General features: G+C 68.1%; 18 protein-coding genes. 17 read left to right on the plus strand and 1 reads right to left on the minus strand.

The features are described from left to right. Positions 1 to 50: 50 nt before the first annotated feature. The 12 genes from AC1DN2_RS17845 (at position 51) to AC1DN2_RS17900 (ending at position 12,819) form a co-directional block, all read left to right on the plus strand. Positions 51 to 1,121: an alkene reductase gene (locus AC1DN2_RS17845; RefSeq protein ID WP_230008495.1), complete on the plus strand. Its 1,071-nt coding sequence runs from the start codon at positions 51 to 53 to the stop codon at positions 1,119 to 1,121. Between the two features lie 594 nt (positions 1,122 to 1,715). Beyond that, complete coding sequence (locus AC1DN2_RS17850) at positions 1,716 to 2,426, plus strand: GntR family transcriptional regulator (RefSeq protein WP_476851392.1); 711 nt, start codon at positions 1,716 to 1,718, stop codon at positions 2,424 to 2,426. Positions 2,427 to 2,596: 170 nt separating this feature from the next. Next, positions 2,597 to 3,937 carry an MFS transporter gene (locus AC1DN2_RS17855; RefSeq protein WP_476851393.1) on the plus strand — a complete coding sequence of 447 codons (1,341 nt, stop codon included), beginning with the start codon at positions 2,597 to 2,599 and terminating at the stop codon, positions 3,935 to 3,937. Then, entirely contained in the window at positions 3,934 to 5,043 is a 1,110-nt protein-coding gene (locus tag AC1DN2_RS17860; protein WP_476851394.1) for a 2-hydroxyacid dehydrogenase, read from the plus strand. The genes AC1DN2_RS17855 and AC1DN2_RS17860 overlap by 4 nt, the downstream gene beginning before the upstream one ends. A 78-nt stretch (positions 5,044 to 5,121) precedes the next feature. After that, complete coding sequence (locus AC1DN2_RS17865) at positions 5,122 to 6,126, plus strand: sugar phosphate isomerase/epimerase family protein (protein WP_476851395.1); 1,005 nt, start codon at positions 5,122 to 5,124, stop codon at positions 6,124 to 6,126. A gap of 152 nt (positions 6,127 to 6,278) precedes the next feature. Beyond that, entirely contained in the window at positions 6,279 to 8,045 is a 1,767-nt protein-coding gene (gene dhaL / locus AC1DN2_RS17870) for a dihydroxyacetone kinase subunit DhaL (protein WP_476851396.1), read from the plus strand. Continuing rightward, positions 8,042 to 8,524 (plus strand): ribose-5-phosphate isomerase, encoded by a 483-nt coding sequence (locus AC1DN2_RS17875; protein ID WP_018775886.1) that lies wholly within the window; start codon positions 8,042 to 8,044, stop codon positions 8,522 to 8,524. Before dhaL ends, AC1DN2_RS17875 begins: the two co-directional genes overlap by 4 nt. A gap of 2 nt (positions 8,525 to 8,526) precedes the next feature. Further along, entirely contained in the window at positions 8,527 to 9,513 is a 987-nt protein-coding gene (locus tag AC1DN2_RS17880) for a 3-hydroxyacyl-CoA dehydrogenase family protein (protein WP_476851397.1), read from the plus strand. A 36-nt stretch (positions 9,514 to 9,549) separates the two neighbouring features. Then, on the plus strand, positions 9,550 to 10,317 hold the full coding sequence (locus AC1DN2_RS17885; RefSeq protein ID WP_026539080.1) for an SDR family NAD(P)-dependent oxidoreductase: 768 nt from the start codon (positions 9,550 to 9,552) through the stop codon (positions 10,315 to 10,317). Positions 10,318 to 10,329: 12 nt separating this feature from the next. Next, entirely contained in the window at positions 10,330 to 10,455 is a 126-nt protein-coding gene (locus tag AC1DN2_RS17890; protein ID WP_476851398.1) for a hypothetical protein, read from the plus strand. A 116-nt stretch (positions 10,456 to 10,571) separates the two neighbouring features. Continuing rightward, positions 10,572 to 11,921: an MFS transporter gene (locus tag AC1DN2_RS17895; protein ID WP_476851399.1), complete on the plus strand. Its 1,350-nt coding sequence runs from the start codon at positions 10,572 to 10,574 to the stop codon at positions 11,919 to 11,921. A gap of 70 nt (positions 11,922 to 11,991) precedes the next feature. Beyond that, positions 11,992 to 12,819: a triose-phosphate isomerase family protein gene (locus AC1DN2_RS17900; RefSeq protein ID WP_476851400.1), complete on the plus strand. Its 828-nt coding sequence runs from the start codon at positions 11,992 to 11,994 to the stop codon at positions 12,817 to 12,819. A 425-nt stretch (positions 12,820 to 13,244) separates the two neighbouring features. On the opposite strand, the gene AC1DN2_RS17905 is transcribed toward AC1DN2_RS17900, so the two are convergent. Beyond that, entirely contained in the window at positions 13,245 to 16,886 is a 3,642-nt protein-coding gene (locus tag AC1DN2_RS17905; RefSeq protein ID WP_476851401.1) for a TM0106 family RecB-like putative nuclease, read from the minus strand. 139 nt (positions 16,887 to 17,025) lie between these two features. On the opposite strand from AC1DN2_RS17905, the gene AC1DN2_RS17910 reads away from it, so the two are divergent. The 5 genes from AC1DN2_RS17910 (at position 17,026) to AC1DN2_RS17930 (ending at position 23,814) form a co-directional block, all read left to right on the plus strand. Beyond that, the gene (locus AC1DN2_RS17910; protein ID WP_476851402.1) at positions 17,026 to 17,631 is read left to right on the plus strand and encodes an SOUL family heme-binding protein; all 606 of its coding nucleotides are present in this window, start codon (positions 17,026 to 17,028) and stop codon (positions 17,629 to 17,631) included. 23 nt (positions 17,632 to 17,654) lie between these two features. After that, the gene (locus AC1DN2_RS17915) at positions 17,655 to 20,228 is read left to right on the plus strand and encodes a Tex-like N-terminal domain-containing protein (RefSeq protein ID WP_476851403.1); all 2,574 of its coding nucleotides are present in this window, start codon (positions 17,655 to 17,657) and stop codon (positions 20,226 to 20,228) included. Between the two features lie 200 nt (positions 20,229 to 20,428). Further along, positions 20,429 to 21,823: an OFA family MFS transporter gene (locus AC1DN2_RS17920; protein WP_223915547.1), complete on the plus strand. Its 1,395-nt coding sequence runs from the start codon at positions 20,429 to 20,431 to the stop codon at positions 21,821 to 21,823. A 1-nt stretch (position 21,824) separates the two neighbouring features. Next, positions 21,825 to 21,953, plus strand: coding sequence for an MFS transporter small subunit (locus AC1DN2_RS17925; protein ID WP_263407449.1), 129 nt, complete (start codon positions 21,825 to 21,827; stop codon positions 21,951 to 21,953). A 106-nt stretch (positions 21,954 to 22,059) separates the two neighbouring features. Beyond that, the gene (locus AC1DN2_RS17930) at positions 22,060 to 23,814 is read left to right on the plus strand and encodes a gamma-glutamyltransferase family protein (protein ID WP_476851412.1); all 1,755 of its coding nucleotides are present in this window, start codon (positions 22,060 to 22,062) and stop codon (positions 23,812 to 23,814) included. Positions 23,815 to 23,839 lie beyond the last annotated feature (25 nt).

Below are 23,839 nucleotides of genomic sequence, written 5' to 3' on the forward strand. Positions count from 1 at the left end.
CGCCTCGCAGTTGCCGCCAATGAACCAACCCCTTGCGAAAGGAACTGCGCATGCTGTTTTCCCCGATGACCCTCGGCGAGCTGGAACTACCCAACCGGCTCGTCATGGCGCCGCTTACCCGCGTCCGCTCCGGCAAAGAAGGAATCCCCGGCCCGTTGGTGGTCGAACACTACCGTCAGCGCGCCTCGCTCGGCCTGATCGTCAGTGAAGGCACATACCCCAGCCACACAGGCCGCGGCTTCCCGGGCCAGCCCGGCCTCGTGACCGACGAGCAGCTCGCGGGCTGGGCCAACGTCACAGCCGCCGTGCACGCCGAGGGCGGCCGCATTTTCGCCCAGGTCATGCACGCCGGCCGCGTCACTCACCAGGACACTACCGGTGGCTACGAAGTAGTCGCACCCAGCGCCATTGCCATCGACGGCGAGACCCGCACGTACGAGGGCAAGCAGGCGTTCCCCGTCCCGCGCGCCCTGACCACAGAGGAACTGCCGGGCATTGTCGACGAATTCGTGACGGCATCCCGCAAGGCGGTTGAGGCAGGATTCGACGGCGTCGAACTTCACTCGGCCAACGGTTACCTGCTGCACGAGTTCCTCACTCCGGCCGCCAACCAGCGCGACGACGTCTACGGCGGCTCTCCGGAGAACCGGGCTCGTTTCGTGATTGAAGTTACCCAGGCAGTGGTGGACGCCGTCGGCGCGGACCGTGTTGGCATCCGCATCTCGCCGGAGCACAATGTCCAGGGTGCCCTCGAACTCGATGCGGCTGACGTCCGGGCCACCTACGCCCACCTCGTGGACGCGCTGGCTCCGCTGAAGCTGGCCTACCTCAGCATCCTGCACAAGGACCCCACCAGCGAGCTTGTCCAGGACCTGCGCGCACGGTTCAACGGGACATTCCTGATCAACACGGGCTTCGGCATCGTCACCACGCGCGACGAAGCCAAGGCGCTGGTCGCGGACGGCCACGCTGACGCCGTCGTCGTCGGACGCCCCGCCATCGCCAACCCGGACCTGGTCCGCCGCTGGCGCGAAGGCCTGCCGGTCAACGAGGCTAATCCGGCCACGTTCTACACCGACGGCGCCGAGGGCTACACCGACTACCCGGCCTACCAGAACTAGGGCCAACTGCGGGCGCGGTGACTCCGGCGGCGCCGCACGCGCCGCGCAGGACACGCTCGGTTGGTCATGCTCAGCCGCAGCCACGATCAGTGGGCAGAGTGCCATTCTGCCCACTGATCGCATTTAACAATGAGCATGTCCCTCGCAGGGCAGGTCCGAGACTGAATGCGCGAGTCACAGGGCCGCACCCGCTGCCGGACATGTGCCGCGATGATCTGCAAGAGAGAGCATGTTCCTCGCGGCGCATCATGGCCATGGGGCATGCCCAGCGGCCGCCACGACCAGTGGGCAGAATGCCATTCTGCCCACTGGTCGCATCTAACAATGAGCATGTCCCTCGCAGGGCAGGTCCGACACTGAACATGCTCCGCGGTGACATGTGTGGCTGGGCATGTCCCGTCCTGCACATCGGGGCCGCCGGGACATGTTCCCTCTACGAATTGGCCACTGGACATGTCCCGTGGCTGGCGCCGGGATTGGGCATGTCCCCCGTGGGCCCATGGTGCGGAGCGAGGTGCATGTCCAGCGGTGGGGGCGGCAAATGGGCATGTCCCGGAGGGGGCCTCGCCGTGCCTAGTCCTATAGGATCTGAAGATGCAATTAGCTTCCACCGGCAGCCATTCTGAGGGGCGCCCCGCGGGCCGCCCCGTCAACCGGCAGGTCCTGGCGGACCACGTTTATGAAGAACTTCTGGCGTCGCTGATGGACGGCCGGCTGGAACCCGGAACCGCGGTCAGCATCGACGGGACCGCCCGGGAACTCGACGTCTCGCCCACCCCCGTGCGGGAGGCGCTCGCCAGGCTGGAACACACCGGGATGGTGCGCCGCGTGGCCCTTAAGGGCTACCGGGTTGCTCCGGTGTTCACCCGGGAAGACTTCGCCGAGCTCATGGAAGCCCGGCTCGCGATCGAGCCCGTGAACGCCCGCCTGGCGTGTGCACGGCTGACGCCCGGCCACCTGGCCGAACTGGCGCAGGCCGTCACCGATCTCAAGGACGCGCCGCGCGGGCCTTCCTTTGCCGAATTCCGCGGCTACCTCGAGGCCGACGAACGGTTCCATCGGCTGATCGCGGAGCAGACAGGCAACCAGTTCATGGTGGCAGCTTATGCCGCTCTCGGCGGACAGATTCAGCGCTTCCGCCTGTTCGGGGGAGTGGGCATCACCGACGCCGACCACGCGATCGCCGAACATCAGGCCGTCCTGGATGCCTTGGCGACGGGCGATCCGGAGAAGGCCGCAGCCGCCATGGCCGAGCACGTGCAAAAGGTGCGCGGCCGCGCCATAGCGGACGCCCCCGCGGAATAAGACTCACTTCCCAGGCTGACGCACGCGGGCCCAACACCGCGTAACAGCGCGCCGCGCCCGGCTTCTGAGCCCTCTTTTTGTGACCCCCTTCACAGCTGATCGAAGACCCTATAGGATCTTCGATTGTGACGGCTACGGTGCCGGCATGGGGAGTCACAAGGGAGTGAAGAGTGCAAACAGAAACTTTGGCCGCAGGGCCCAAGGAGTCCGCAACACGCCGCACCATCAAGAATCTGCGGTGGTGGATTCTCGGCTGGGCGCTGGCCGCCGGCATCATCAACTACATGGACCGCAGTGCAATCTCCATCGCCGCGCCGCAACTGATCAAAGACTTCGGCATGACCCGGACGGACATTGGCCTCCTGGGCACCGTGTTCTCCTGGACCTACGCTTTTGCCCAGCTGCCCGCTGGCTGGCTCGTGGACAAGCTGGGCGCCCGACGGATGTACTTCCTCGCAATCGCGGGCTGGAGCATCGCAACCGCGCTGATGGCCGTCGGCACCAAGATGTGGCAATTCGTCACCTTCCGCGTCCTGCTCGGCATCACCGAGGCCCCCAACGGGCCGGCGTCGGCAAAGCTCACCGCTGACTGGTTCCCCCGGGCCGAGCGCGGACAGGCCACCGCCATCTGGGACAGCGGTTCCAAGTGGGGACCCGCCATCGCGCCGCCCGTCCTGACCGCCATCATGCTCGCGTTCGGCTGGCAGGCCATCTTCCTCTTCCTCGGCGTCGCAGGCATCGTGCTGGCATTGGCCTTCTTCCTTTACTACCGCGCTCCCGAAGAGCACAAGCGCATCAGCGCGAAGGAACTGGATTACATTGAAAGCCAGCGCACCACCCAGCTCCTGACTGCCAAGAAGGTATCGTGGCTCGGACTCTTTAAGCACCGCCAAATCTGGGGCATGATGGCCGGATTCTTCTGCGTCATCTGGATCTGGAACATCTTCATCGTCTTCCTGCCGCTCTACCTGCAGGAAGAACGCGGTGCCAGCATCGCCAGCTCCGGCTGGCTTGCGGCTGTTCCGTACCTCGGCGCAGCCATCCTCGGCATCACCGGCGGCTGGGTCATGACGCGCTACGCGAAGAAGGCCGGCCGCGATCCGTTGCTGGCCAAGCGCCACGTGATGTCCATTGCAGCGATTGCCGCCGGCATCTTGATCTGCCTCATCCCGTTCGTAGATTCCCTCCCGCTCGCCATCGCTGTCATGACCGTGGCACTGGGCTTCGTCGCCACCATGCAGGCGGCCGCGTGGGCCATGCCCGGCGACATCGTGGACAACTCACAGGTTGCCTCCGTCGGTGCCATCCAGAACTTCGGCGGCTACTTCGGCGGCGCCTTTGCCCCTCTGCTGACCGGTGTGATCGCCGATGCCACCGGCTCCTACGCGCCGTCGTTCGTGATCGGCGGCGTCATCGCCGCCCTGGCCGCAGTGGCATACACCGTGCTGGTCCGCGAACCCATCAAGGACAAGGCCGCAGCAACGCAGACAGAAAGCCGAACCGACGCATGAGCACAGCAGCAAATGCATTGACGACGACGGCGGTCGCCCTCACGGCGGCCGCCCCGGCGGCGGGAACCACCACTGCGGGCACCTCCCGCTCGCCGTTCACCGTGGCCGTCACGGCCGACGCCGCGCGGCCGGACGGAAGCTCCATTCACGGGGATCTGGGGCTGCAGCGGCTCAGCGAGCATGGCATCAGCTGGAGCGTCCTGCCCAGTTACACAGACCCGGTTCCGCTGGCCGACCTCGCCGGGGTCCGGGCCGTGCTGTCCCTGGGGCACATCGCCTTCGATTCACGCACCGTGGACCACGCCCCGGACCTGAGGCTGATTGCCCGGTTCGGGGCCGGCTACGAAACCATCGACTTGGACGCCTGCACCCGCGCCGGCATCGTTGTCACCAACACCCCGGATGCCATCCGGCGGCCGTTGGCGGTGGCGGGACTGACGCTGCTCCTGGCGCTCTCGCACAAGCTCCTGGCCAAGGACAGGCTGACCCGGACCTCTGACTGGGCGCAGCGCGAGCATTACCGCGGCGCGCCGCTGGTGGGCCAGACGGTCGGCATCGTGGGCTTCGGCAGCGTGGGCGCTGAGCTCGCCCGCCTCCTGGCCCCGCTCGGGGTGAAGGTCGTGGGCAACAACCGCAGCGGCCGCCACGCGGAGGCCGCCGGACTCGGCGTTGAGCTGCTGGGCCTGAACGAGCTCCTGGAGCGCTCGGATTACGTTGTGCTCTGCGCCGCGCTGACACCGGCGACCGAAAAATTGATCGGCGCGGCCGCGTTGGCGCGGATGAAGCCAAGCGCCTACTTGATCAATATCGGCCGCGGAAAGCTCGTGGACACGGATGCCCTCCGGGACGCCCTGCGGGACGCCCGGATCGCCGGTGCCGGCCTGGACGTCTTTGAGCCGGAACCCCTGCTTCCCGACGACGAGCTCCTGACCTTGGACAACGTGGTGCTTTCCCCGCATTCCCTGTGCTGGACCGAGGACTTCACGCGGGACGTCGCTGCCAGCGCCATTGGGTCAATCCTGGCGGTCGCGGCAGGGGAGCGCCCTGCCAACGTCCTGAATCCGGAGGTCTTCGCGACCGCGGCCTTCGCCGCGAAGCGCCCGTAACCCGGGGGTGTGACCTTGACAACATCCCTATAGATAGTAAATCCTATAGGAAACAGGATTCCACGAAGGAGTGAACCCATGGCCTATACAGCCGAAAACTGGCCCATCACAGCAGCGCTCCTGCAGTTCCCGGGGACCGACGCGCAGGGCAGCCACATCAACGACGCCGACGCCTCCGCCTGGGCCGAGGTCCTCAGTGAGGTCAAGGACGCCGGCTTTGCCAATGCCGACCTCACGGACAGCTGGGTCCGCCCCGGCGACCTGAGCTCTCCGCGGCTTGCCGAGTTCAAGCAGACCGCGGACAACGTCGGCATCGGCATCCCCGTCATCTCGGCCATCCGCCGCAGCGTGATCGAGGAAGGCAACTGGGAAGCCAACCTGGCGTACAGCCACCGCACCATCGACGCCGCCGCCGAGCTGGGCTGCGAGGTCGTCTCGTTCGGACTGCACCAGGCCATCACCGCCGAGCAGCAGAAGCAGCTCTGGTTCTGGACCGTCGAAGGGTACAAGGACCCGGTAGGGGACAAGGAAACGTGGGGCAAGGCTGTCAGCCGCCTGCGCGAACTCGGCCAGCACGCGGCCGAGGTCGGTGTCCTGCTCTCGCTCGAAATGTACGAGGACACGTACCTCGGCACCGCGGATTCCTCCGTTCAGCTGGTCCAGGACATCGGCCTGGCCAACGTCGGCATCAACCCGGACATCGGCAACCTCATCCGGCTGCACCGCCCGATCGAGGACTGGCGCGAGATGGTCGCCAAGACCCTCCCGTACTCCAACTACTGGCACATGAAGAACTACATCCGCGACGAGGACGTCGCCCGGGACACCTACGTGGCGATGCCGGCCCCGATGGAAAGCGGCCTCATCAACTACCGCGAGGCGTTCAAGACCGCGCTCTCCGTCGGCTTCCAGGGCATCCTGTGCACCGAGCACTACGGCGGCGACGGCCTCAGCGTCACGGCCAGCAACCAGGACTACCTCCGCCGCCAGGTCCTGCCGAAGGCCGACGGCTACGCCCTCGGCACGAGCCAGGTGGCCCAGGGCCGGCAGCTGCCGGCGGCCACGGCACTCGCCAGCGCCTGAACGGGCGCCTGAAGCCAGCTTCTGAACTCAGCGCCTGAACGGGCGCCGACACCGGCGCGTGGTGCGGCCGTCAAGCCACTTGGGGGGCGGCCGCACCACCCCACCTCTCTACCCACACCATCAGTTCTCCAACACGGATTCAATGAGGAACCATGACCCAGATCTTCGACAATCCCGCTGATTTCGCGGATGAGGCACTGGACGGCTTCGTTGCGGCCAACCGCGGCTACGTGGCCCGAGTCGACGGCGGCGTCGTCCGCTCCACCGAAGTCCCCTCCGGGCAGGTGGCCCTGGTGGTCGGCGGCGGCTCCGGGCACTACCCGGCCTTCGCCGGCCTCGTCGGGCCCGGACTGGCCACCGCCTCGGCCTGCGGCAACATGTTCGCCTCGCCCGCGGCCGGCCAGGTCTACCGCGTGGCCAAGACGGCCAACGCCGGCGGCGGCGTGCTGCTGAGCTACGGCAACTACGCCGGCGACGTCCTGCACTTCGGCCAGGCCCAGCTGCGCCTCAACGCCGAAGGCATCGAAACCCGCACTGTCCTGGTCACCGACGACATCGCCAGCGCCCCGCTGGAGCAGATCGAGAAGCGCCGCGGCATCGCCGGGGACCTGACGGTCTTCAAGATCGCCGGCGCCGCCGCAGAGGCGGGACTGAGCCTGGACGACGTCGAACGGCTGGCCATCCGGACCAACTACCGCACCCGGTCCCTCGGCGTGGCCTTCGACGGCTGCACGCTGCCCGGCGCGGAGGCCCCGCTGTTCTCTGTCCCCGCCGGGCACATGTCCCTGGGCCTGGGCATCCACGGCGAACCGGGCATCTCCGACCACCCCATGCCCACCGCCTCCGAACTGGCCGAACTCCTGGTCAGCCGGCTCCTGGCCGACAAACCGGACGACGCCGGCACCCGCGTGGTCGCAATCGTCAACGGCCTTGGCACGGTCAAGTACGACGAACTCTTCCTGCTGTTCGGCAAGATCGAGAAGCTCCTCACCGCCGCCGGGCTCACCGTCGTCGAACCCGAATGCGGCGAGCTCGTCACGAGCCTGGACATGTCCGGCCTGTCCCTGACCCTGCTGTGGCTGGACGAGGAACTCGAGCAGTACTGGGCCGCCCCGGCCGACACCCCGGCGTTCCGCAAGGGAAACCTGGCACCCCGTGCCCGCCGCGAACTCGCCGGTCCGGACGCCGAAGAGACCGCCGACGTCGAACGGCCCACCGCCGCGGCGGCAGCCCTCGGCCGGCTGGCCGCCGACTTCCTCGGCCAGGCGCGGGACGTGGTGGTCGAGCATGAGGAAGAACTGGGCCGTCTGGACGCCGTCGCCGGCGACGGCGACCACGGGATCGGCATGCGCCGCGGCGTGGACGCGGCAGTCGCCGCGGCCGAACAGGCTGCCTCGAACGACGGCGGCGCCTCGCCGTCGCGGGTCCTGACCGCTGCGGGGGAGGCCTGGAGCGAACGCGCCGGCGGCACCTCGGGTGCGCTCTGGGGCTCGGCGATCATCGCCGCCGGACAGGCCCTGGGCAACCAGGACAGCTACAGCGGCGAGGACGCGGCCGCCGCGGTCACGGCCTTCGTGGATGCGATCACCGCGCTCGGCAAGGCCGAGCCGGGGGACAAGACCATGGTGGACGCACTCTTGCCGTTCCAGGACGCGTTCCTCACCGCGTTCGACGCCGGCACACCAGTGGCCGGTTCCCTCGCGGCGGCGGCGGCCGCCGCCACAGCCGCCGCAGAGCGGACCGCCGGGCTGCGTCCGCTCAAAGGCCGGGCCCGCCCGCTCGCCGAGAAGAGCCTCGGCCACCCCGACCCCGGAGCGGTGTCCTTCGCCCTCATCGCGACCCGGATATCCACCCACACCACAGACACAGGATCCCGGCCCGGCACCCCCGAGCCGGCGGAACAAGGAGCACAAGCATGAGCACAGCAACAGGCTGGCGGGTGGTCATCGGCAACGATGAGGCCGGCGTCGAATACAAGAACGCGCTGAAGGCGCTCCTCGAAGCCGACCCCCGCGTGGCGTCCGTGCAGGACGTGGGAGTCGGCGCCAATGACTCCACCGCCTATCCGCACGTCGCCGTCGACGCGGCCCGCAAGATCGCCGACGGCGACGCCGACCGGGCGCTGCTGATCTGCGGCACCGGCCTGGGCGTGGCGATCGCGGCCAACAAGGTCCCCGGCATCCGCGCCGTCACGGCCCACGACAGCTACTCCGTGGAGCGGTCCGTCCTGAGCAACAACGCCCAGGTGCTCACGCTGGGGCAGCGCGTCATCGGGCTGGAACTGGCCAAGAAGCTCGTGGGCGAATGGCTGAGCCACCGCTTCGACGAAAACTCCTCCTCCGCCGCGAAGGTGGACGCCATCTGCTCGTACGAACCCGAATACACGAAGGCAGTCTGAACATGACCGAATCAACAGCAACCGCAGCCGCCATCAACGCCGCCCGCAAGATCGCCGTCGTCGGCTCCGGCTACATGGGTGGCGGGATCGCACAGGTCCTGGCACTCGGTGGCGCCCGGGTGGCGCTCGCGGATGTGTCCGCGGAAGTGGCCCAGAAGAATTACGAGCGGCTCCTGGCCGAATCCGACGAATTCGTTGCCGCCGGGCTCTTCCCGGAAGGCGCCACCGCAATCCTGAAGGAAAACCTCTGGCCCGCCAAGGACATCGAGGAGGCCGTGGCGGACGCCGACTTCATCGAAGAAGCCGTCCCCGAGGTCATCGAGATCAAGCACCAGACTCTCGCCCGCATCAGCGCGGCCGCCCGCCCGGACGCCATCATCGGGTCCAACACGTCCACGATTTCCATCGCGGACCTGTCCGAGCCGGTCACCAACCCGGAACGCTTCCTGGGCGTGCACTTCTCCAACCCGTCCCCGTTCATCCCGGGCGTGGAAATCATCCCCCATGCCGGCACCTCGGCCGCGACGGTCGGCACCGTCCGCGACCTCGTGCACGCGGCCAACAAGCAGACCGCCGTCGTCAAGGACGTCACCGGCTTCGTGCTCAACCGGCTCCAGTACGCGCTGTTCCACGAGGCCGCCCAGCTGGTGGAGCAGGAGATCGCGACCGCGGAGGACGTCGACACCCTGGTCCGCACCACCTTCGGCTTCCGGCTGCCGTTCTTCGGGCCCTTCGCCATAGCCGACATGGCCGGGCTGGACGTCTACAACTTCTGCTACAAGTCCCTCCAGACCGATTTCCCGGAACGGTTCGCGACGCCGAAGATCCTCACCGACCTGGTGGAGGCCGGAAAGCTGGGCACCAAGACCGGCGCGGGCTTCCTGAACGTCCCGGCGGAGCGCACGCCGGAACTGATCGCCTACCGGAACAAGGCGTACGTGGCCATGCAGAAGCTCATCGACGAGCTCGGCCCCGCCCCCATCAGCTGATTCCGCATCTTCCTCTTTCACTTCAGGAGCCTTCCCATGAGCACTTTCCCAACAGAACGCACCGCCATCATCACCGGCGCCGTGTCCGAGCGCGGCATCGGCCGCGCCACCGCCAGCTACCTGGCCGCACAGGGCTGGAACATCGGCATCATCGACCTCGATGACGCACTCTGCAAGGCGGCGGCCAAGGAACTGGCAGCCGAGCACGGCGTCAAGGCCTTCGGCGCCGGCGCCAACGTTTCCGACGAAGGCTCGGTCCGCGCGGCAATCGACGCCATCGAGGCGGAACTGCCGCAGATCGTTGCGCTCGCCAACGTGGCCGGCGTCAGCTCTCCGGTGCCCTACCTGGAACTCGACGCCGCCGAATGGGACCGGGTGCTGAACATCAACCTCAACGGCGTCCACTACGCCACCCGCCGCGTCGCGGAATCCATGGTGAAGAACAGGATCGGGCGCATCGTGAACATCTCCTCTGTCTCCGCGCAGCGTGGCGGCGGCACCTTCTCCAAGACGCCGTACTCCGTGGCGAAAGCCGGCGTGATCGGCCTGACCCGGGCCACGGCCCGTGAACTGGGCGAATACGACATCACGGTCAACGCCATCTCACCCGGGCCCATCGACACCGACATCATGGGCGGCACCCTCAGCGAGGAACGCAAGGACGAACTCACCAAAGACCTCGTGGTCAACCGGGTCGGCTCCACCCGGGACATCGCAGCAGCCATCGCCTTCCTCATCAGCGAGGACGCCGGCTACATCTCCGGCCAGACGCTGAATGTGGATGGCGGACTCTACATGCACTAAGGAAGAAGCCTCGTGGCACAACACAGCCAAACCCCCGCGTCCGGATTCGCAGCCTGGAGCAAAGGACGGAAGATCTACCTCGCCGTCGGGATCCTGGCCTGCGCGGCCGGCGTCCTGATGATGGTTTTTTCGCGCTAGTTTTCTCCAGCCGGAGCCGGCCTGGCTCGTTTTGGACTGGCCTCATCCGGCCACTTTCATGCAACTGATTCACCCCCCTGAGTTACACCACTGATTGCTCGACGAGGAGTTTTTTGATGACCGTAACAACAACGTCCACCCGGGACCTACTGGAGACACCGGTCCTAAAATCGGCCATCTCCAAGGCCTCCCGCCGGCTGATGCCCATGCTGGTGATCCTGTATGTGGTCGCCTTCCTGGACCGCACCAACGTCGGCTTCTCCGAAGCTGCCCTGGGCGTGGACAAGGGCATTAGCGCCGGCGCCTTCGCCCTGGGCGCCGGGATCTTCTTCATCGGCTACGCCCTGTTCGAGATCCCGAGCAACCTGCTCCTGACCAAATTCGGCGCCAAGGTATGGCTGGCCCGCATCGCCATCACGTGGGGCATCGTCTCGGCCTGCTTCGCGTTCGTGCAGGGTGAGACGTCCTTCATCATCCTGCGGTTCCTGCTGGGTGTCACCGAAGCCGGGCTGTTCCCCGGCGTCATCATGTTCCTGGCCGCGTGGTTCCCCAACAAGGTCCGCGTCAAAATGTTCGCCATCTTCTACCTGGCCCAGCCGTTCTCCCAGATGCTGGGCGCCCCGCTCTCCGGCTGGCTGATCAACATCGGCGACCAGGTCCCCGGCGTCCAGGGCTGGCAGGTCATGTTCTTCGTCGAGGGAATGCTGGCGGTCGTCGCCGGCGTCGCCGCGTACTTCTTCCTGATCAACAGCCCGCAGGACGCCAAGTTCCTGGACAAGGACGAGAAGAACGCCCTCCTGGAGGTCATGGCGCTCGAGGACACCGTCAAGGAAGAGTCCGGGCCGCGCGGCGTCCTGGCGGCCATGAAGAACGGCAAGGTCTGGTACTTCACCGTCATCTACTTCTGCCTGCAGATCGCCGTCTACGGCGTCACCTTCTACTTGCCGCAGCAGGTCGCACAGCTGACCGGCCAGAAGGTGGGCATCGCCGTCGGCCTGATGGCAGCCATCCCGTGGTTCTTCGGCATCTTCGCCTGCTACTTCATTGGCAAGGCCGCGAACACCGTGATCCGCCGCCGGGTCTGGGGCACCGGGCTGTTCATCTCCACCGGACTCTGCATCTTCGGCTCCGCGTGGGCCGGCGCCAACCACATTCCGGCGCTCGGCATCATCTTCATCACCCTCGCCGTGTGCTCGTTCCTCTCCATCGGCCCCATCGCGTGGTCCTACCCGACGGCGTTCCTCACCGGAACCGCCGCGGCCGCGGGGATCGGCCTGATCAACTCGCTCGGAAACCTCGGCGGCTTCGTGGCGCCGATCCTGCGCACCTCGGTCAACCAGATGACCGCCTCGGAGACCGGGACCATGGGCGTCTATGCCCTCGGCGTGCTCCCGTTCCTGGCAGCGGCCATGATGTTCGCGACCCGCCGCTTCAAGAACAAGGCCGACGAGCTGCTGGAGCAGTAAAGGCTCCCGGCCTCACTTCCAGCACGACGTCCAGCGCCCATCCACTGGATCCAGCAGAAAGCACCAACACATGCAGCAGAGCCCCGGCAGCCAGACCTCCAACACCCGCATCCTGGTGGGGGTCAGCACCAAGATGTACCTCGGCTACCGGGACAGCCTGGACTGGCTCGAGCGGCTGCAACACGAAGTGGACACCCGCCCGGCCCTCGCGGCCGGGCGGGTTGTCCCGTTTGTCATCCCGTCCTTCCCCGTCCTGCCCGCGGCGGCCCGGCTCCTGGCGGGTTCACCGCTGCTGCTCGGTGCGCAGAACTGCGGCTGGTCGGACGGGCCATGGACCGGGGAAGTAGCCCCGTCCATGCTCGCGGAACTCGGCGTCCGGCTCGTGGAGATCGGCCACGCCGAACGCCGGCAGCACTTCGGCGAGGACGACGCCATGGTGGCCCTCAAGGTCCGGGCCGCGGACGACGCCGGGCTCACCCCGCTGCTGTGCGTGGGGGAGCGCGACGGCGGGCAGCCGGCGGCCGCGGCGGACTTTGTGTTCCGCCAGATCGAGTCGGCTGTCGACGGCGACTGGGACCTCGCCGGCCGCCTGGTGGTGGCCTACGAACCGGTCTGGGCCATCGGCGCGGCCGAGCCCGCCGCCGCCGCGTACGTGTCCGACGTCGTCAGCCGGCTCCGGGACCAGCTCACCGCCGCCGGCGTGCCGGGGCTGCCGGTCATCTACGGCGGATCGGCCAAGCCCGGACTGCTGCCCACGCTTGAGGGTCTCTCGGGCCTGTTCCTGGGCCGGTTTGCACACGACCCCGTGAATTTCGGCGCCGTGCTGGATGAGGCACTCCTGCTGGCCGAGGGCCTCCCCGCGACGGACCCCGCCACCGCGGGACATGTCCAGCCCTGACCGCGTGCGACGGGCATGATGCCTAGATGTCCCTTGGCCGCGGCGAAAAATGGGCATGTCCCACGCTGTGGCTGGCGAGGAATGGGCATGTCCCTCGTTGGAGGGTGCGGGCCACCGAAGAATGGGCATGTTCCGTGGAGTGGGCAGCAAAGAGTGAACATGTCCGGCCCTGGCCGCGTGCGACGGGCATGATGCCTAGATGTCCCTTGGTCGAGGGCAAGAATGAGCATGTCCCATGCTGTGGCCATCGAAGAATGGGCATGTTCCGTTGGGTGGGCAGCGAAGAGTGGACATGTCCGGCCTTGGCGGCGTGCGACGGGCATGATGCCTAGATGTCCACTGGTCGGGGGCAAGAATGGGCATGTCCCAGGCTGAGGCCACCGAAGAATGGGCATGTCCCTCGCCGGACGGTGCGGCAAAGACAGTTAGGCGCGGACTGACCTCTGGCACAGGCCGATGAAGCCGCCCAGCTGCTCCAGACCTTCGGGGTGGGCGGGGAGGTAGTTGGTCAGTTCGGGCGCGCGGACGATCACGGCACGCCATTGGCCGCGGGACACCGCCACATTGATCCGGTTCCGCGAGAGCAGGAACTCCATGCCCCGCGGAGCCTCGGCCACCGCAGAACATGCCATGGACACAATCACGACCGCGGCCTCCTGGCCCTGGAACTTATCCACGGTCCCCACCCGCACGCCGGCGAGATTCGCGGCGTCCAGGGCATCGCGAATGACGTTGACCTGTGCGTTGTAGGCAGCCACCACCAGGATGTCGGCCGCCTCCAATGGCCGGGCTCCGTCTGCGGTGTGCCAGGAAAGGCCCAAATGGCGGCGCACCTGCCCGACGACCTCGGCAGCCTCCTCGGCCGACGACGTCGTGTTCCCGCTGTGCGGCACCATCACCGTCTCAATCCCCGCGGGCGCACCCTCCAGACGGCGCAGATCCGCGGGCGGGGCGGAACGTAACCGGCCTTCGTAGGACAACTCCGAGACGGCCAGGCACAGCCCTGAGTTCATCCGCCACGAGTCGGCCAAGAAGTAGCCAAGCTCGGGCGGCAGCGTGGCGTGGCCTGCGGAAATCCAGCCCAGGGCCGACTCGTCGACCGGCTCGGGGTGCCTGCCCTGGCTGACCTGCGGCAGCTGCTGCGGGTCGCCGAGCAAGAGGAGCCGGCTGCTGGCCTGGGCCACGGCAAGGGTGTTGGCCAGCGAGAACTGGCCGGCCTCGTCAATCACCAGGAGGTCCAGGGAGCCGGCCGGGACGGTGGCGCCGGTCATGGTCCACGCCGTGCCACCGACGAGGGCGCCTCCAGGCGCACCCAGCAGCTCCGCAACGTCCTTGCCGGTGCGCCGGGCCCACGGCAGGGCGTCGTTGTGCTTCACGTCTTTGGCCACGCGCGCCGGGTCGACCCCGGCCTTCGTGACGGCGGTCTTCAGCAGGTTCTCCACCACCGCGTGCGACTGGCCGACGACGCCGATTTTCCAGCCGCGGGCCACGAGCCGGGCGATGACGTGGGACCCCACATGGGTCTTGCCCGTTCCGGGCGGACCCTGCACCGCCAGGTAGGAGTGGTCAAGGGCCAGCACGGCCGCCGTGATGGCTTCAATGAAGCGGTCCGGTCCGGCACCAGGCTGCGGCAGTGAAGCTCCGGCGGCCAGCCTCGGCGGCTGACGCCGGACGAGGTCAAGCGCAGGATGGCGGAGGAGGGAGCCGGACCCCAGGCCGGCGACCACCGTGTCAGTGAGGGCTGCCAGTGCTTGCTCGAGGCTCTTGGTGGCGAGGGGCTGGTCTTCCGTCAGCGCAATGGGGAGGTCATTGTAGGGCGGTATCTTCCGGTGCAGCCGGTCCCGGATGATGACGGTGTCCTTGCCGTCCTCATGCCCCAGCTCCAGGACCTCCGTGCCGAACCATCCGCTCCGCCCGGTTCCGTTCTTGCCGGTACCCTCCAGTCCGGCGGGAAGAGGCAGCTCGTACATGCGGAACCACTTGCTGCCCTCGCGGAGGTCCGACCCGGGACTCACGGAGCCGGTCAGCTTGACCCGCCGCTCCGGAAGTTTGGTCCCCGCCTGTTGCCAGTCGTCGAGGAGTTCCGCGGATTCGACGAGGAAAACGTTCCGGTCCCGTTCGTGCGTGTCCGGACCGTGCTCACACCGGTCGAAGTGCGACCACCAGAACGACTTGCGCTCCCGGCGGTGGTAGCTCACGGCCGCGGCCAGCATGGCGACGGCCTTACGGTCGTCCTCGGACAAGCCGCCGCCCGGCTCAGCAAATTCCATCAGTGCCAGCTCAGCCGGGGCCAGCGCGGCATCGGCTCGTGCCGAGCCGTCGTCGTCGGGGCCGTCCTCTAAGCCCGCCTCCGCGCCGGACGCCGCGCCCGCCTCCGCGCCGGACGCCGCGCCCGCCTCCGCGCCGTGCGGCTCCGGCCGGCGTTCCTTGGCCAGCCCGAGCAGCCAGTTCCGGAGCTCCAGCGTGGAGAGGCAGTCGTATTCGTTGTAGTCGGAGATCCCGGCGAGGATTGTGGCCGCTTCGTCGGGCCGCTCATTGTCCCTCGCGTCGCAGAACCGTGCATAGGCAATCACGGAGGCGCCGGCGTCCTTCACTTCGCCAGTTCGAAGGTTCGCCCCCATGTAGAGCGGCTCGAGCTTCTTGATGCTGTAAGAGTTTTCGGAGATCCTGATGCTGTTCCGGACCGTTTGGTACAGGTCCACCAGCAGGCCTTCGCGGAGCCACTCGTCCACGATGTCCTCCCCGGCAACGTGCATCACCGAGAGTTTTCGTAGCGCCGTTTTTTCATACGGTGCGTAGTGGTAGACGTGCATGTCCGGGTGGTCCCGTCGGCGTTTCTCGACATAGTCAAGGAAATCGAGGAACGCCTGCTTCTCCGCCTCCCGGCTGTGGGCCCAGAATGGCCGGAAAATCCCCGGACTGCCGGGCTCGGTGGGCGCCTCAATCACGCCGAACAGGTACTCGAGCCCCCACACTCCCGTGGCGCGGTCCTGCCACAGCGGATCGCCTTCGAAGTCGAAGAAAATATCGCCCCGGCTCGGTGGGGGCAGCTCGGCCAAGGTGTTCCCGGGCAGGACGCCGTAGCGGATGGTGTGCTCTTCGCCGTCCTTGCGGTAGCAGACTTCGCCGTCGGCAGGGCCAACGCCGCTCTGCATCCGCGCCTGTTCCTGCAGGCGCAGGAGCGTAGGGGTGGGCTTGGTGAGGGCCGCTTGCGCCAGGTCAGTGACTGAACGAATCCCACGTTCGTGGAGGTTCTTGCGCTGCGCGGAGTTCATCCGGGCCACGAGGAGGAGATCGTCGGTGGCTTTGACTTGCTCCTGGCAGTAATCGCAGCGGCCACAGGCGGTCAGCCCGGGCGCGCCCCAGCCCACTGGTCCCGGCTGTGCGATGTGCGCGGCGGTCAGCGCGAGGAAACGCTCGCGGCGCTCGCGGAAAACCGGCAGGATCTCGGAGAGTTTGTGGTGGCTTCGCACGTAGTCGAATCCGCCGCCGGGCAGCTGCACCGTCGAGCCAAGGACGAGTGTCACCGCCGGGTCCACCGGGATCCCGGCCTTCAGCAGCTGGTCGCCGTAGGCGGCCAGCTGGAGCAGGGCCGTCACCTTTGCGTGGCGGGCGAGCTTGGTGTCGAACACGGCGTAGCTGCCGTCGGACTGCCGCACGAGGAAGTCGGAGCGGCCGTGGAACTGGCCGTCGAAGAAGGCGGCCTGGAAGACGACGTCGGCTCCCTCGCGCAGCGCCCCAATGGACTCGGCGTGCTTGGCCGCCAGCGTGGCGCGGTCCATGGCCTCGGCCGGGACGACGTCGTACACTCCGTGCCCGGTGGCCGGATCCCAGTGGCCAAACTCCGCCACGAAACCGCCGAGGACCTTGCGCTCGTGGAGGTCACCCAACACCGCTGCATGCTTGAGCATCTCGTCGTCTTCGAAGGTAGCCCTGGGGGACCGGCCCAGCTTCTCGTCGAGTTTGCGCAGCAGCTGATACTCGCAACTCGCTGCCACCACGAGGTCGCTCGCGGAATAGACCAGATCCGGTGATGAGCCCGGTACCTCAGGTTCAAGAAAAAACACTGTGCCCCCGTTGCTGGTGCCCCGTTGTTGGTGCCTCCGCTATTCAAGCTATCAAAGCCCTCTGACAGTCAAACACGGGACCGGAACCAGGCAATGTCCTCTGGTTCCTGTCGCAGGACCGGCGTAGGGTCTGAGGACTATGACCGAACAGCAACCGTATGAGCTGGTCCAGCGCTACGCGCACTTCGAGCTGCGCCGCTATCCCGCGTACGCCGTAGCGGAAATAGAGGTCAAAGCGACCTTCGACCGCGCCGGGAATGCCGCTTTCCGGCACCTGTTCAACTACATCAGCGGCAGCAACACGGCGCAACGGAAGCTGGCGATGACGGCCCCGGTGATCCAGGGGCCCGGGCAGTCGCAAAAGCTGGCGATGACCGCGCCGGTTCTGCAAAGCGGCCCGCTGCCGGGAAGTTCAGAGCCCGCTGATTTCATCGTGGCCTTTGTGCTCCCCGTTGGGGTGACGGCGGAGACGGCGCCGGTCCCGGCGAACCCCGACGTTAGAGTCCGGGCCCAGCCAGGTTCCCTGGCAGCCGCCCTTCGGTTCTCAGGCAGCGGGTCGGAGGCGGCCTTTGTACGGCGAAACGATGGCCTCCAGGAGGCACTGAAGCTAGCCGGGCTGAAGCCTGTGGGGCCGCCACGATTCGCCCGTTTTGATCCGCCGTTCAAGCCGTGGTTCCTGCGCCGCAACGAGGTTGTTCAGGACGTGCAGGAACCCTTTACTCCTCCGGGCGAGCCCGGCCGCTGACCGGGGTAAGGCAAAATGGTTTGGTGACCCAACACCCGCAGCGCCCCGCCTCACCCGCCTCGCCCGCCTCCGGTCCGTCCGCGAAGACCGGCTCACCACAGACCGGCACGCCGCACACCCAGGAGTCCGGCATCGCCGCCCAGATCGCCGGCGAGCTCGGCGTCCTGCCGTGGCAGGTCAAGGCCGCCGTGGATCTGCTCGACGCCGGGTCCACCGTGCCCTTCATCGCCCGCTACCGGAAGGAAGCGACCGGCACCCTGGACGATACCCAGCTCCGCGAGCTGGAGGAGCGGCTGCGCTACCTGCGCGAGCTCGAGGACCGCCGCCGGAGTATCCTCGAGGCGATTGCCGCCCAGGGCGCGCTGACCCCGGAATTGCAGGCCGCCGTCGTCGGCGCCGACACTAAGTCGCGGCTGGAGGACATCTACCTCCCGTTCAAAACCAAGCGGCGCACCAAGGCGCAGATCGCCCGCGAAGCCGGACTGGAGCCGCTCGCCGACGCCCTGCTCAAGCGCCCCGAACTGGACCCGGAGCGCGAGGCGGCCAAGTACCTCAACGCCGAACACTCGATCGGGGACCCGGCCGCGGCGCTCGCCGGTGCCCGCTCCATCCTGGTGGAACGCGTAGCGCAGGACGCCGACCTGGCCGCCACGCTCCGGGAACGGCTGTGGACCCAGGGCCGGATGGTGTCCCGGGTGAAGAAAGGCAAGGAAGCCGAAGGCCAGAAATTCAAGGACTACTTCGAGTTCTCCCAGCAGCCGGCCGGAATGCCCTCGCACCGCGTCCTGGCGCTGCTGCGCGGAGAAAAGGACGGCGCGCTGGAGCTGGACCTCGCCGAGGCTGATCCGAACGACGACGCCGCCCTCACCGCCGCCCGCGGCCGGTACGAGGCTGCCGTGGCCAGGTTCCTCGGGGTTGCCGACCGCGGCCGGCCCGCCGATGCCTGGCTGCTGCAGACCGCCCAGCTGGCCTGGCGCTCGCGCGTCCTGGCGCGGCTGACGGCAGACCTGCGCAGCCGGATGTTCGCCGCCGCCGAGGACGAGGCCGTGCGTGTGTTCGCCGCGAACCTGCGCGATGTGCTGCTCGCCGCGCCGGCGGGGAACCGCGCCACCCTGGGCCTGGACCCGGGACTGCGCACCGGCGTCAAGGTCGCCGTGGTGGATGGCACCGGCAAGGTGGTCGCGACGGACACCGTCTACCCGCACGCCCCGGCCCGGAAATGGGACGAGGCGCTGCGGACCCTCGTGGGCCTCGCCACGAAGCACGGGGTCGAACTCGTCGCGATCGGCAACGGCACCGCGTCGAGGGAGACGGACAAGCTCGCCGCCGAACTGCTCAAGCAGCTCTCCTCCGGGCCGGAAAACAAGCCGCAGAAAATTGTGGTGTCCGAGGCCGGGGCGTCGGTGTATTCGGCGTCGGCGCTCGCCGCGGCGGAGCTGCCCGGCATGGATGTGTCCCTGCGCGGCGCCGTCTCGATCGCCCGGCGGCTGCAGGACCCGCTCGCGGAGCTGGTGAAGATTGAGCCGAAGTCGATCGGCGTCGGGCAGTACCAGCACGACGTCACGGCCGCGAAGCTGGACCGCAGCCTGGACGCGGTGGTCGAGGACTGCGTGAACGCGGTGGGCGTGGACGTCAACACCGCCTCGCCCGCACTGTTGAGCCGGGTGGCCGGGGTCGGGCCGCTGCTGAGCGAGAACATTGTGGCGTACCGGAACGAGCACGGGCCCTTCGCCAAGCGCAGCGAGCTGAAGAAGGTCCCGCGGCTCGGTGCCAAAGCGTTTGAGCAGTGCGCCGGCTTCCTGCGGATCACCGGGGGAGCGGAACCGCTCGATGCCTCCAGCGTGCACCCCGAGGCCTACCCGGTGGCGCGGAAAATCAAGGCGGCCGCCGGCAAAGCGCCCGCTGCGGGAAGCTTTGCGGCGCTGAACCCGCAGGACTTCGTGGACGGCTCCTTCGGCCTGCCCACCGTGCAGGACATCATCGCCGAGCTCGAGAAGCCCGGCCGTGACCCGCGTCCGGCCTTCGCGGCGGCAGCGTTTTCTGAAGGCATCGAGAAGATCTCGGACCTCAGGCCCGGCATGGTGCTGGAGGGAACGGTGACCAACGTGGCCGCGTTCGGCGCGTTCGTCGACGTCGGGGTGCACCAGGACGGGCTTGTGCACGTCTCGGCCCTGGCCAACCGCTTTGTCTCCGATCCCCGTGAGGTGGTGAAGTCCGGGCAGGTGGTCCGGGTCAAGGTGCTGGAGGCGGATCCGGAGCGGAAGCGCATCTCGCTCACCCTCAGGCTCGACGACGAACCGGCCTCGTCCGGCGGTCGCGCGGCGGGCGGCCGCAGTGCCGGAGACCGCCCCGCTGGCGGTCGTGCGGACGTGCGGCCGGAACGTCCGCGGCAGCCGGCGTCGCAGGCGCAGTCGACCCAGTCGTCGACCCAGCCGTCGACCCAGCCGTCGAATCAACCGTCCGGAAGGCAGCCGTCCGGGAAACCGGCAGCCGACCGCCGGACGCCGGGCAGGCAACCGCAGAGGCCGACCCCCACGCCGTCGCCGGTCGACACCGCGATGGCCGAGGCTCTCCGGAAGGCCGGCCTGGGCAAGTAGCGCCCGGTGCGGCTGCCGCACCACCGTTCGTCGCGGATTCCCTACCGCTTGGCGCATAAGTAGTACGTTTGCTGACGATCTGCACCATGATTGCCGGAGGCAACGGCCCTCTACCGGAAGCTCGGTCAGAGGCCCTGGCAGAGGGCCGTTTCCGCAATGTGCTGGACACCGATGTCCGTTGACGAGCAGGGGGAGTACTTATGGGTTGGCTGGACCGCGAACGAACCATCGCCCCGCCGGGATTTAACCGGTGGCTCGTCCCCCCGGCAGCCCTCGCGGTGCACCTGTGCATCGGCCAGGCCTACGCGACGAGCGTCTACAAGACCGCGCTGGTGAAGCACTTCGGCGCGAGCCTGACCGAGATCGGCGTGATCTTCTCCGTTGCGATCGTGATGCTGGGCCTCTCGGCCGCCATCATGGGCACCTGGGTGGACAGGAACGGGCCCCGCAAGGCGATGTTCACCTCCGCCGCGTTCTGGGCGAGCGGCTTCCTGATCGGCTCCCTGGGCATCTTCAGCCACCAGCTCTGGCTCGTCTACCTCGGCTACGGCGTCGTCGGCGGCATCGGACTGGGGATCGGTTACATCTCCCCGGTCTCCACCCTGATCAAATGGTTCCCGGACCGGCCCGGACTGGCCACGGGCATGGCGATCATGGGGTTCGGCGGCGGCGCCCTGATCGCCAGCCCGGTCTCCACGGCCCTGCTGAAAATGTACGATCCCAACTCCGGGGCCAAGGGCTGGGTGGCCAGTGGTGAGTCGGTGGGCAAGCTCTTCCTGACCCTCGCCGTCGTCTATCTGGCCTACATGATGTTCGGCGCGTTCACCATCAGAGTTCCGGCCGAGGGCTGGAAACCGGCAGGTTTCGACCCCGCAAAGGTCAAGGCCGCCTCGCTGGTCACCACGGACAACGTCTCCGCCCGGAACGCGGTCAAGACCAGGCAGTTCTGGCTCGTCTGGATCGCCCTGTTCTGCAATGTCACGGCAGGGATCGGCATCCTTGAGCAGGCCGCTCCGATGATCCAGGACTTCTTCCGCCAGCCCGACGGCACGTCCCTGGCCAGCGCCGCAGTGGCCGCGGGCTTCGTGGGGCTGCTCTCGATCGGCAACATGTCCGGCCGCTTTGCCTGGTCCGCCACCTCCGATGTCACAGGCCGCAAGCGCATCTACATGGTCTACCTCGGCGTCGGCGCCGTGCTCTACACCGTGCTGGCGCTGGCCGGCTCTACGTCCACCGTCCTCTACGTGGCCCTCGCGTTCGTCATCATCTCCTTCTACGGCGGCGGGTTCGCGACGGCCCCCGCCTACCTGCGCGACCTCTTCGGCACGTTCCAGGTCGGAGCCATCCACGGCCGGCTCCTGACGGCCTGGTCCGCGGCGGGCATCGCCGGGCCGCTGATCGTCAACGCTTTCCTGGACGCGCAGGGCAAGCCCGGCGCGCTCAACGCCGCGTCCTACCAGCCCGCCTTGCTGACCATGGTGGGGCTGCTGGTGATCGGTTTCGTGGCGAACCTCTTGGTCACGCCGGTGGACGCACGATTCCACGAACCACGTCCTGGCCGCGTCCGGGCCGAAGAACCTGCCTTGGAGGGCTGAAATGAGTACTGCACAGAGTTCGGTCACACCGTCCACCGGGAGGTTGGTCATCGCTTGGGGGCTTGTCGGCGTGCCGCTCGCGTATGGCGTCTATGAGACCCTCACCCGCGTGGCGGCCCTGTTTGGCTGACACCGTGGTGGCAGAAGTCTTCGGTGGTAGTTCGCGCGCGGTGAGTGTGCCGTTCACACGCCCGGAGGCGTTCACCACCCGCCCCACGCTGCAGGGCACGTTTGGGATGAGCGCGTCCACGCATTGGCTTGCGACGGCGGCGGCCCAGTCCGTGTTGGAGCGCGGCGGGAACGCCTTCGATGCCGCGGTGGCGGGAGCGTTCGTGCTCCACGTGGTGGAACCGCACCTCAACGGGCCCGGCGGAGACATGACCGGGATCTTCGTCACCGCGGACCGGCCGGAGCAGCCCATAGTCCTGATGGGGCAGGGCCCGGCGCCGGCCGGGGCCACCGTGCAGCACTACGTGGCCGAAGGCCTGGACCTCGTTCCGGGATCGGGTGCCCTGGCCGCCGCGGTGCCTGCCGCCGTCGACGCCTGGCTCCTGCTGCTGCGTGACCACGGGACGTGGGAGCTGGACGCGGTCCTGGACTTCGCGATCGGCTACGCGCGGGACGGGCACCCGATGCTCGGCCGGGTCGGAACCACCATCGCGGCCGTGTCCGCGCTGTTCGAGGCGCACTGGCCCACGTCCGCTGAGCTGTGGATGCCGGGCGGCCGAATCCCGGTTGAGGGCGAGCTGGTGTGGAACCCGGCCTATGCCCGCACCCTGGAACGGCTCGTGCAGGCCGGAGTTAGGGAATCCACCCGCGAGGCGGGAATTGATGCGGCCCGCCGCGAGTGGCGGGAGGGGTTCGTGGCCCGCGCCATGGTGGCGTCGGTTCAGTCCCCGCACCGGCATTCCTCGGGCACGGATCACCGCGGAGTGCTCGCCCTGGACGATCTCGCGGGATTCGAGGCCGGGTATGAGGCGGCCGCCACCGTGGAGTTCCGGGGCCACACGATCGCCAAGACCGGGCCGTGGGGCCAGGGGCCGGCGCTGCTGCAGACCCTGGCCATTCTGTCCGGCTTCGAGGACCGGTTCCTTGATCCGTCCACCGAGCTCGGGGCGCACACCGTACTGGAAGCGCAGAAGCTCGCGCTCGCGGACCGGGAAGCGTACTACGGCGACACGGACGTGCCGCTCGATTACCTCTTGTCGGAGGACTACTGTGCCGGCCGCCGGGCGTTGATCACGGAACGGGCCTCCCACGACTTCCGGCCTGGCACCGTGCCCGGGCTGGCGCCGTACAGGCCGCCACTGCGCACCAATTACACGGTGCCGGCGCTCGCGGGCCATGCCTCCGCGGCCGGACTCGGCGTCGGCGAGCCCACCGTGACACCCGCGGGGGTGACCCGCGGCGATACCTGCCATATCGACGTCGTGGACCGCTGGGGCAACATGGTCTCCGCCACGCCGTCCGGCGGCTGGCTGCAGTCCTCCCCGGCGATACCGGAGCTGGGCTTCTGTTTGGGCACCCGGCTGCAGATGACCTGGCTGGAGCCCGGCACGCCGTCCACTCTGACGCCCGGCAAACGCCCGCGCACCACCTTGACGCCAACGCTCGTGCTGCGGGACGGCCACGCCGTGACCGCGCTGGGGTCGCCCGGCGGCGACCAGCAGGACCAGTGGCAGCTGCCGTACCTGCTGCGGACCATCGTGGGCGGGTATTCGCCGCAGCAGGCCATCGACGCACCGACGTTCCATACGACGTCGATGCCCGGGTCCTTCTGGCCGCGCACCTGGGAGCCCGGCGGCGCCGTCGTCGAGGACCGGCTCGGTGAGGACGTCATCGCGGGGCTGGAACGCCGCGGGCATGTGGTCAGCCGGGCTGGTGACTGGGCGCTGGGGCGGTTGTCCGCCGTCGTGCGGGATCCTGAGACCGGGATCCTGCAGGCTGCCGCAAATCCGCGCGGTGCGCAAGGGTACGCCGCGGGCCGGTAGCGGTTGGCGGTGCGTAGCGGTGGAG

This window comes from Arthrobacter sp. 01L42 (assembly GCF_056400005.1).

Bases quoted from the DNA above. Each gene is read 5' to 3' on its own strand.
- AC1DN2_RS17845 (WP_230008495.1), top strand. From the start codon at position 51: ATGCTGTTTTCCCCGATGACCCTCGGCGAGCTGGAACTACCCAACCGG.
- AC1DN2_RS17850 (WP_476851392.1), top strand. From the start codon at position 1,716: ATGCAATTAGCTTCCACCGGCAGCCATTCTGAGGGGCGCCCCGCGGGC.
- AC1DN2_RS17860 (WP_476851394.1), top strand. From the start codon at position 3,934: ATGAGCACAGCAGCAAATGCATTGACGACGACGGCGGTCGCCCTCACG.
- AC1DN2_RS17865 (WP_476851395.1), top strand. From the start codon at position 5,122: ATGGCCTATACAGCCGAAAACTGGCCCATCACAGCAGCGCTCCTGCAG.
- dhaL (WP_476851396.1), top strand. From the start codon at position 6,279: ATGACCCAGATCTTCGACAATCCCGCTGATTTCGCGGATGAGGCACTG.
- AC1DN2_RS17875 (WP_018775886.1), top strand. From the start codon at position 8,042: ATGAGCACAGCAACAGGCTGGCGGGTGGTCATCGGCAACGATGAGGCC.
- AC1DN2_RS17880 (WP_476851397.1), top strand. From the start codon at position 8,527: ATGACCGAATCAACAGCAACCGCAGCCGCCATCAACGCCGCCCGCAAG.
- AC1DN2_RS17885 (WP_026539080.1), top strand. From the start codon at position 9,550: ATGAGCACTTTCCCAACAGAACGCACCGCCATCATCACCGGCGCCGTG.
- AC1DN2_RS17895 (WP_476851399.1), top strand. From the start codon at position 10,572: ATGACCGTAACAACAACGTCCACCCGGGACCTACTGGAGACACCGGTC.
- AC1DN2_RS17900 (WP_476851400.1), top strand. From the start codon at position 11,992: ATGCAGCAGAGCCCCGGCAGCCAGACCTCCAACACCCGCATCCTGGTG.
- AC1DN2_RS17910 (WP_476851402.1), top strand. From the start codon at position 17,026: ATGACCGAACAGCAACCGTATGAGCTGGTCCAGCGCTACGCGCACTTC.
- AC1DN2_RS17920 (WP_223915547.1), top strand. From the start codon at position 20,429: ATGGGTTGGCTGGACCGCGAACGAACCATCGCCCCGCCGGGATTTAAC.
- AC1DN2_RS17925 (WP_263407449.1), top strand. From the start codon at position 21,825: ATGAGTACTGCACAGAGTTCGGTCACACCGTCCACCGGGAGGTTGGTC.
- AC1DN2_RS17930 (WP_476851412.1), top strand. From the start codon at position 22,060: ATGAGCGCGTCCACGCATTGGCTTGCGACGGCGGCGGCCCAGTCCGTG.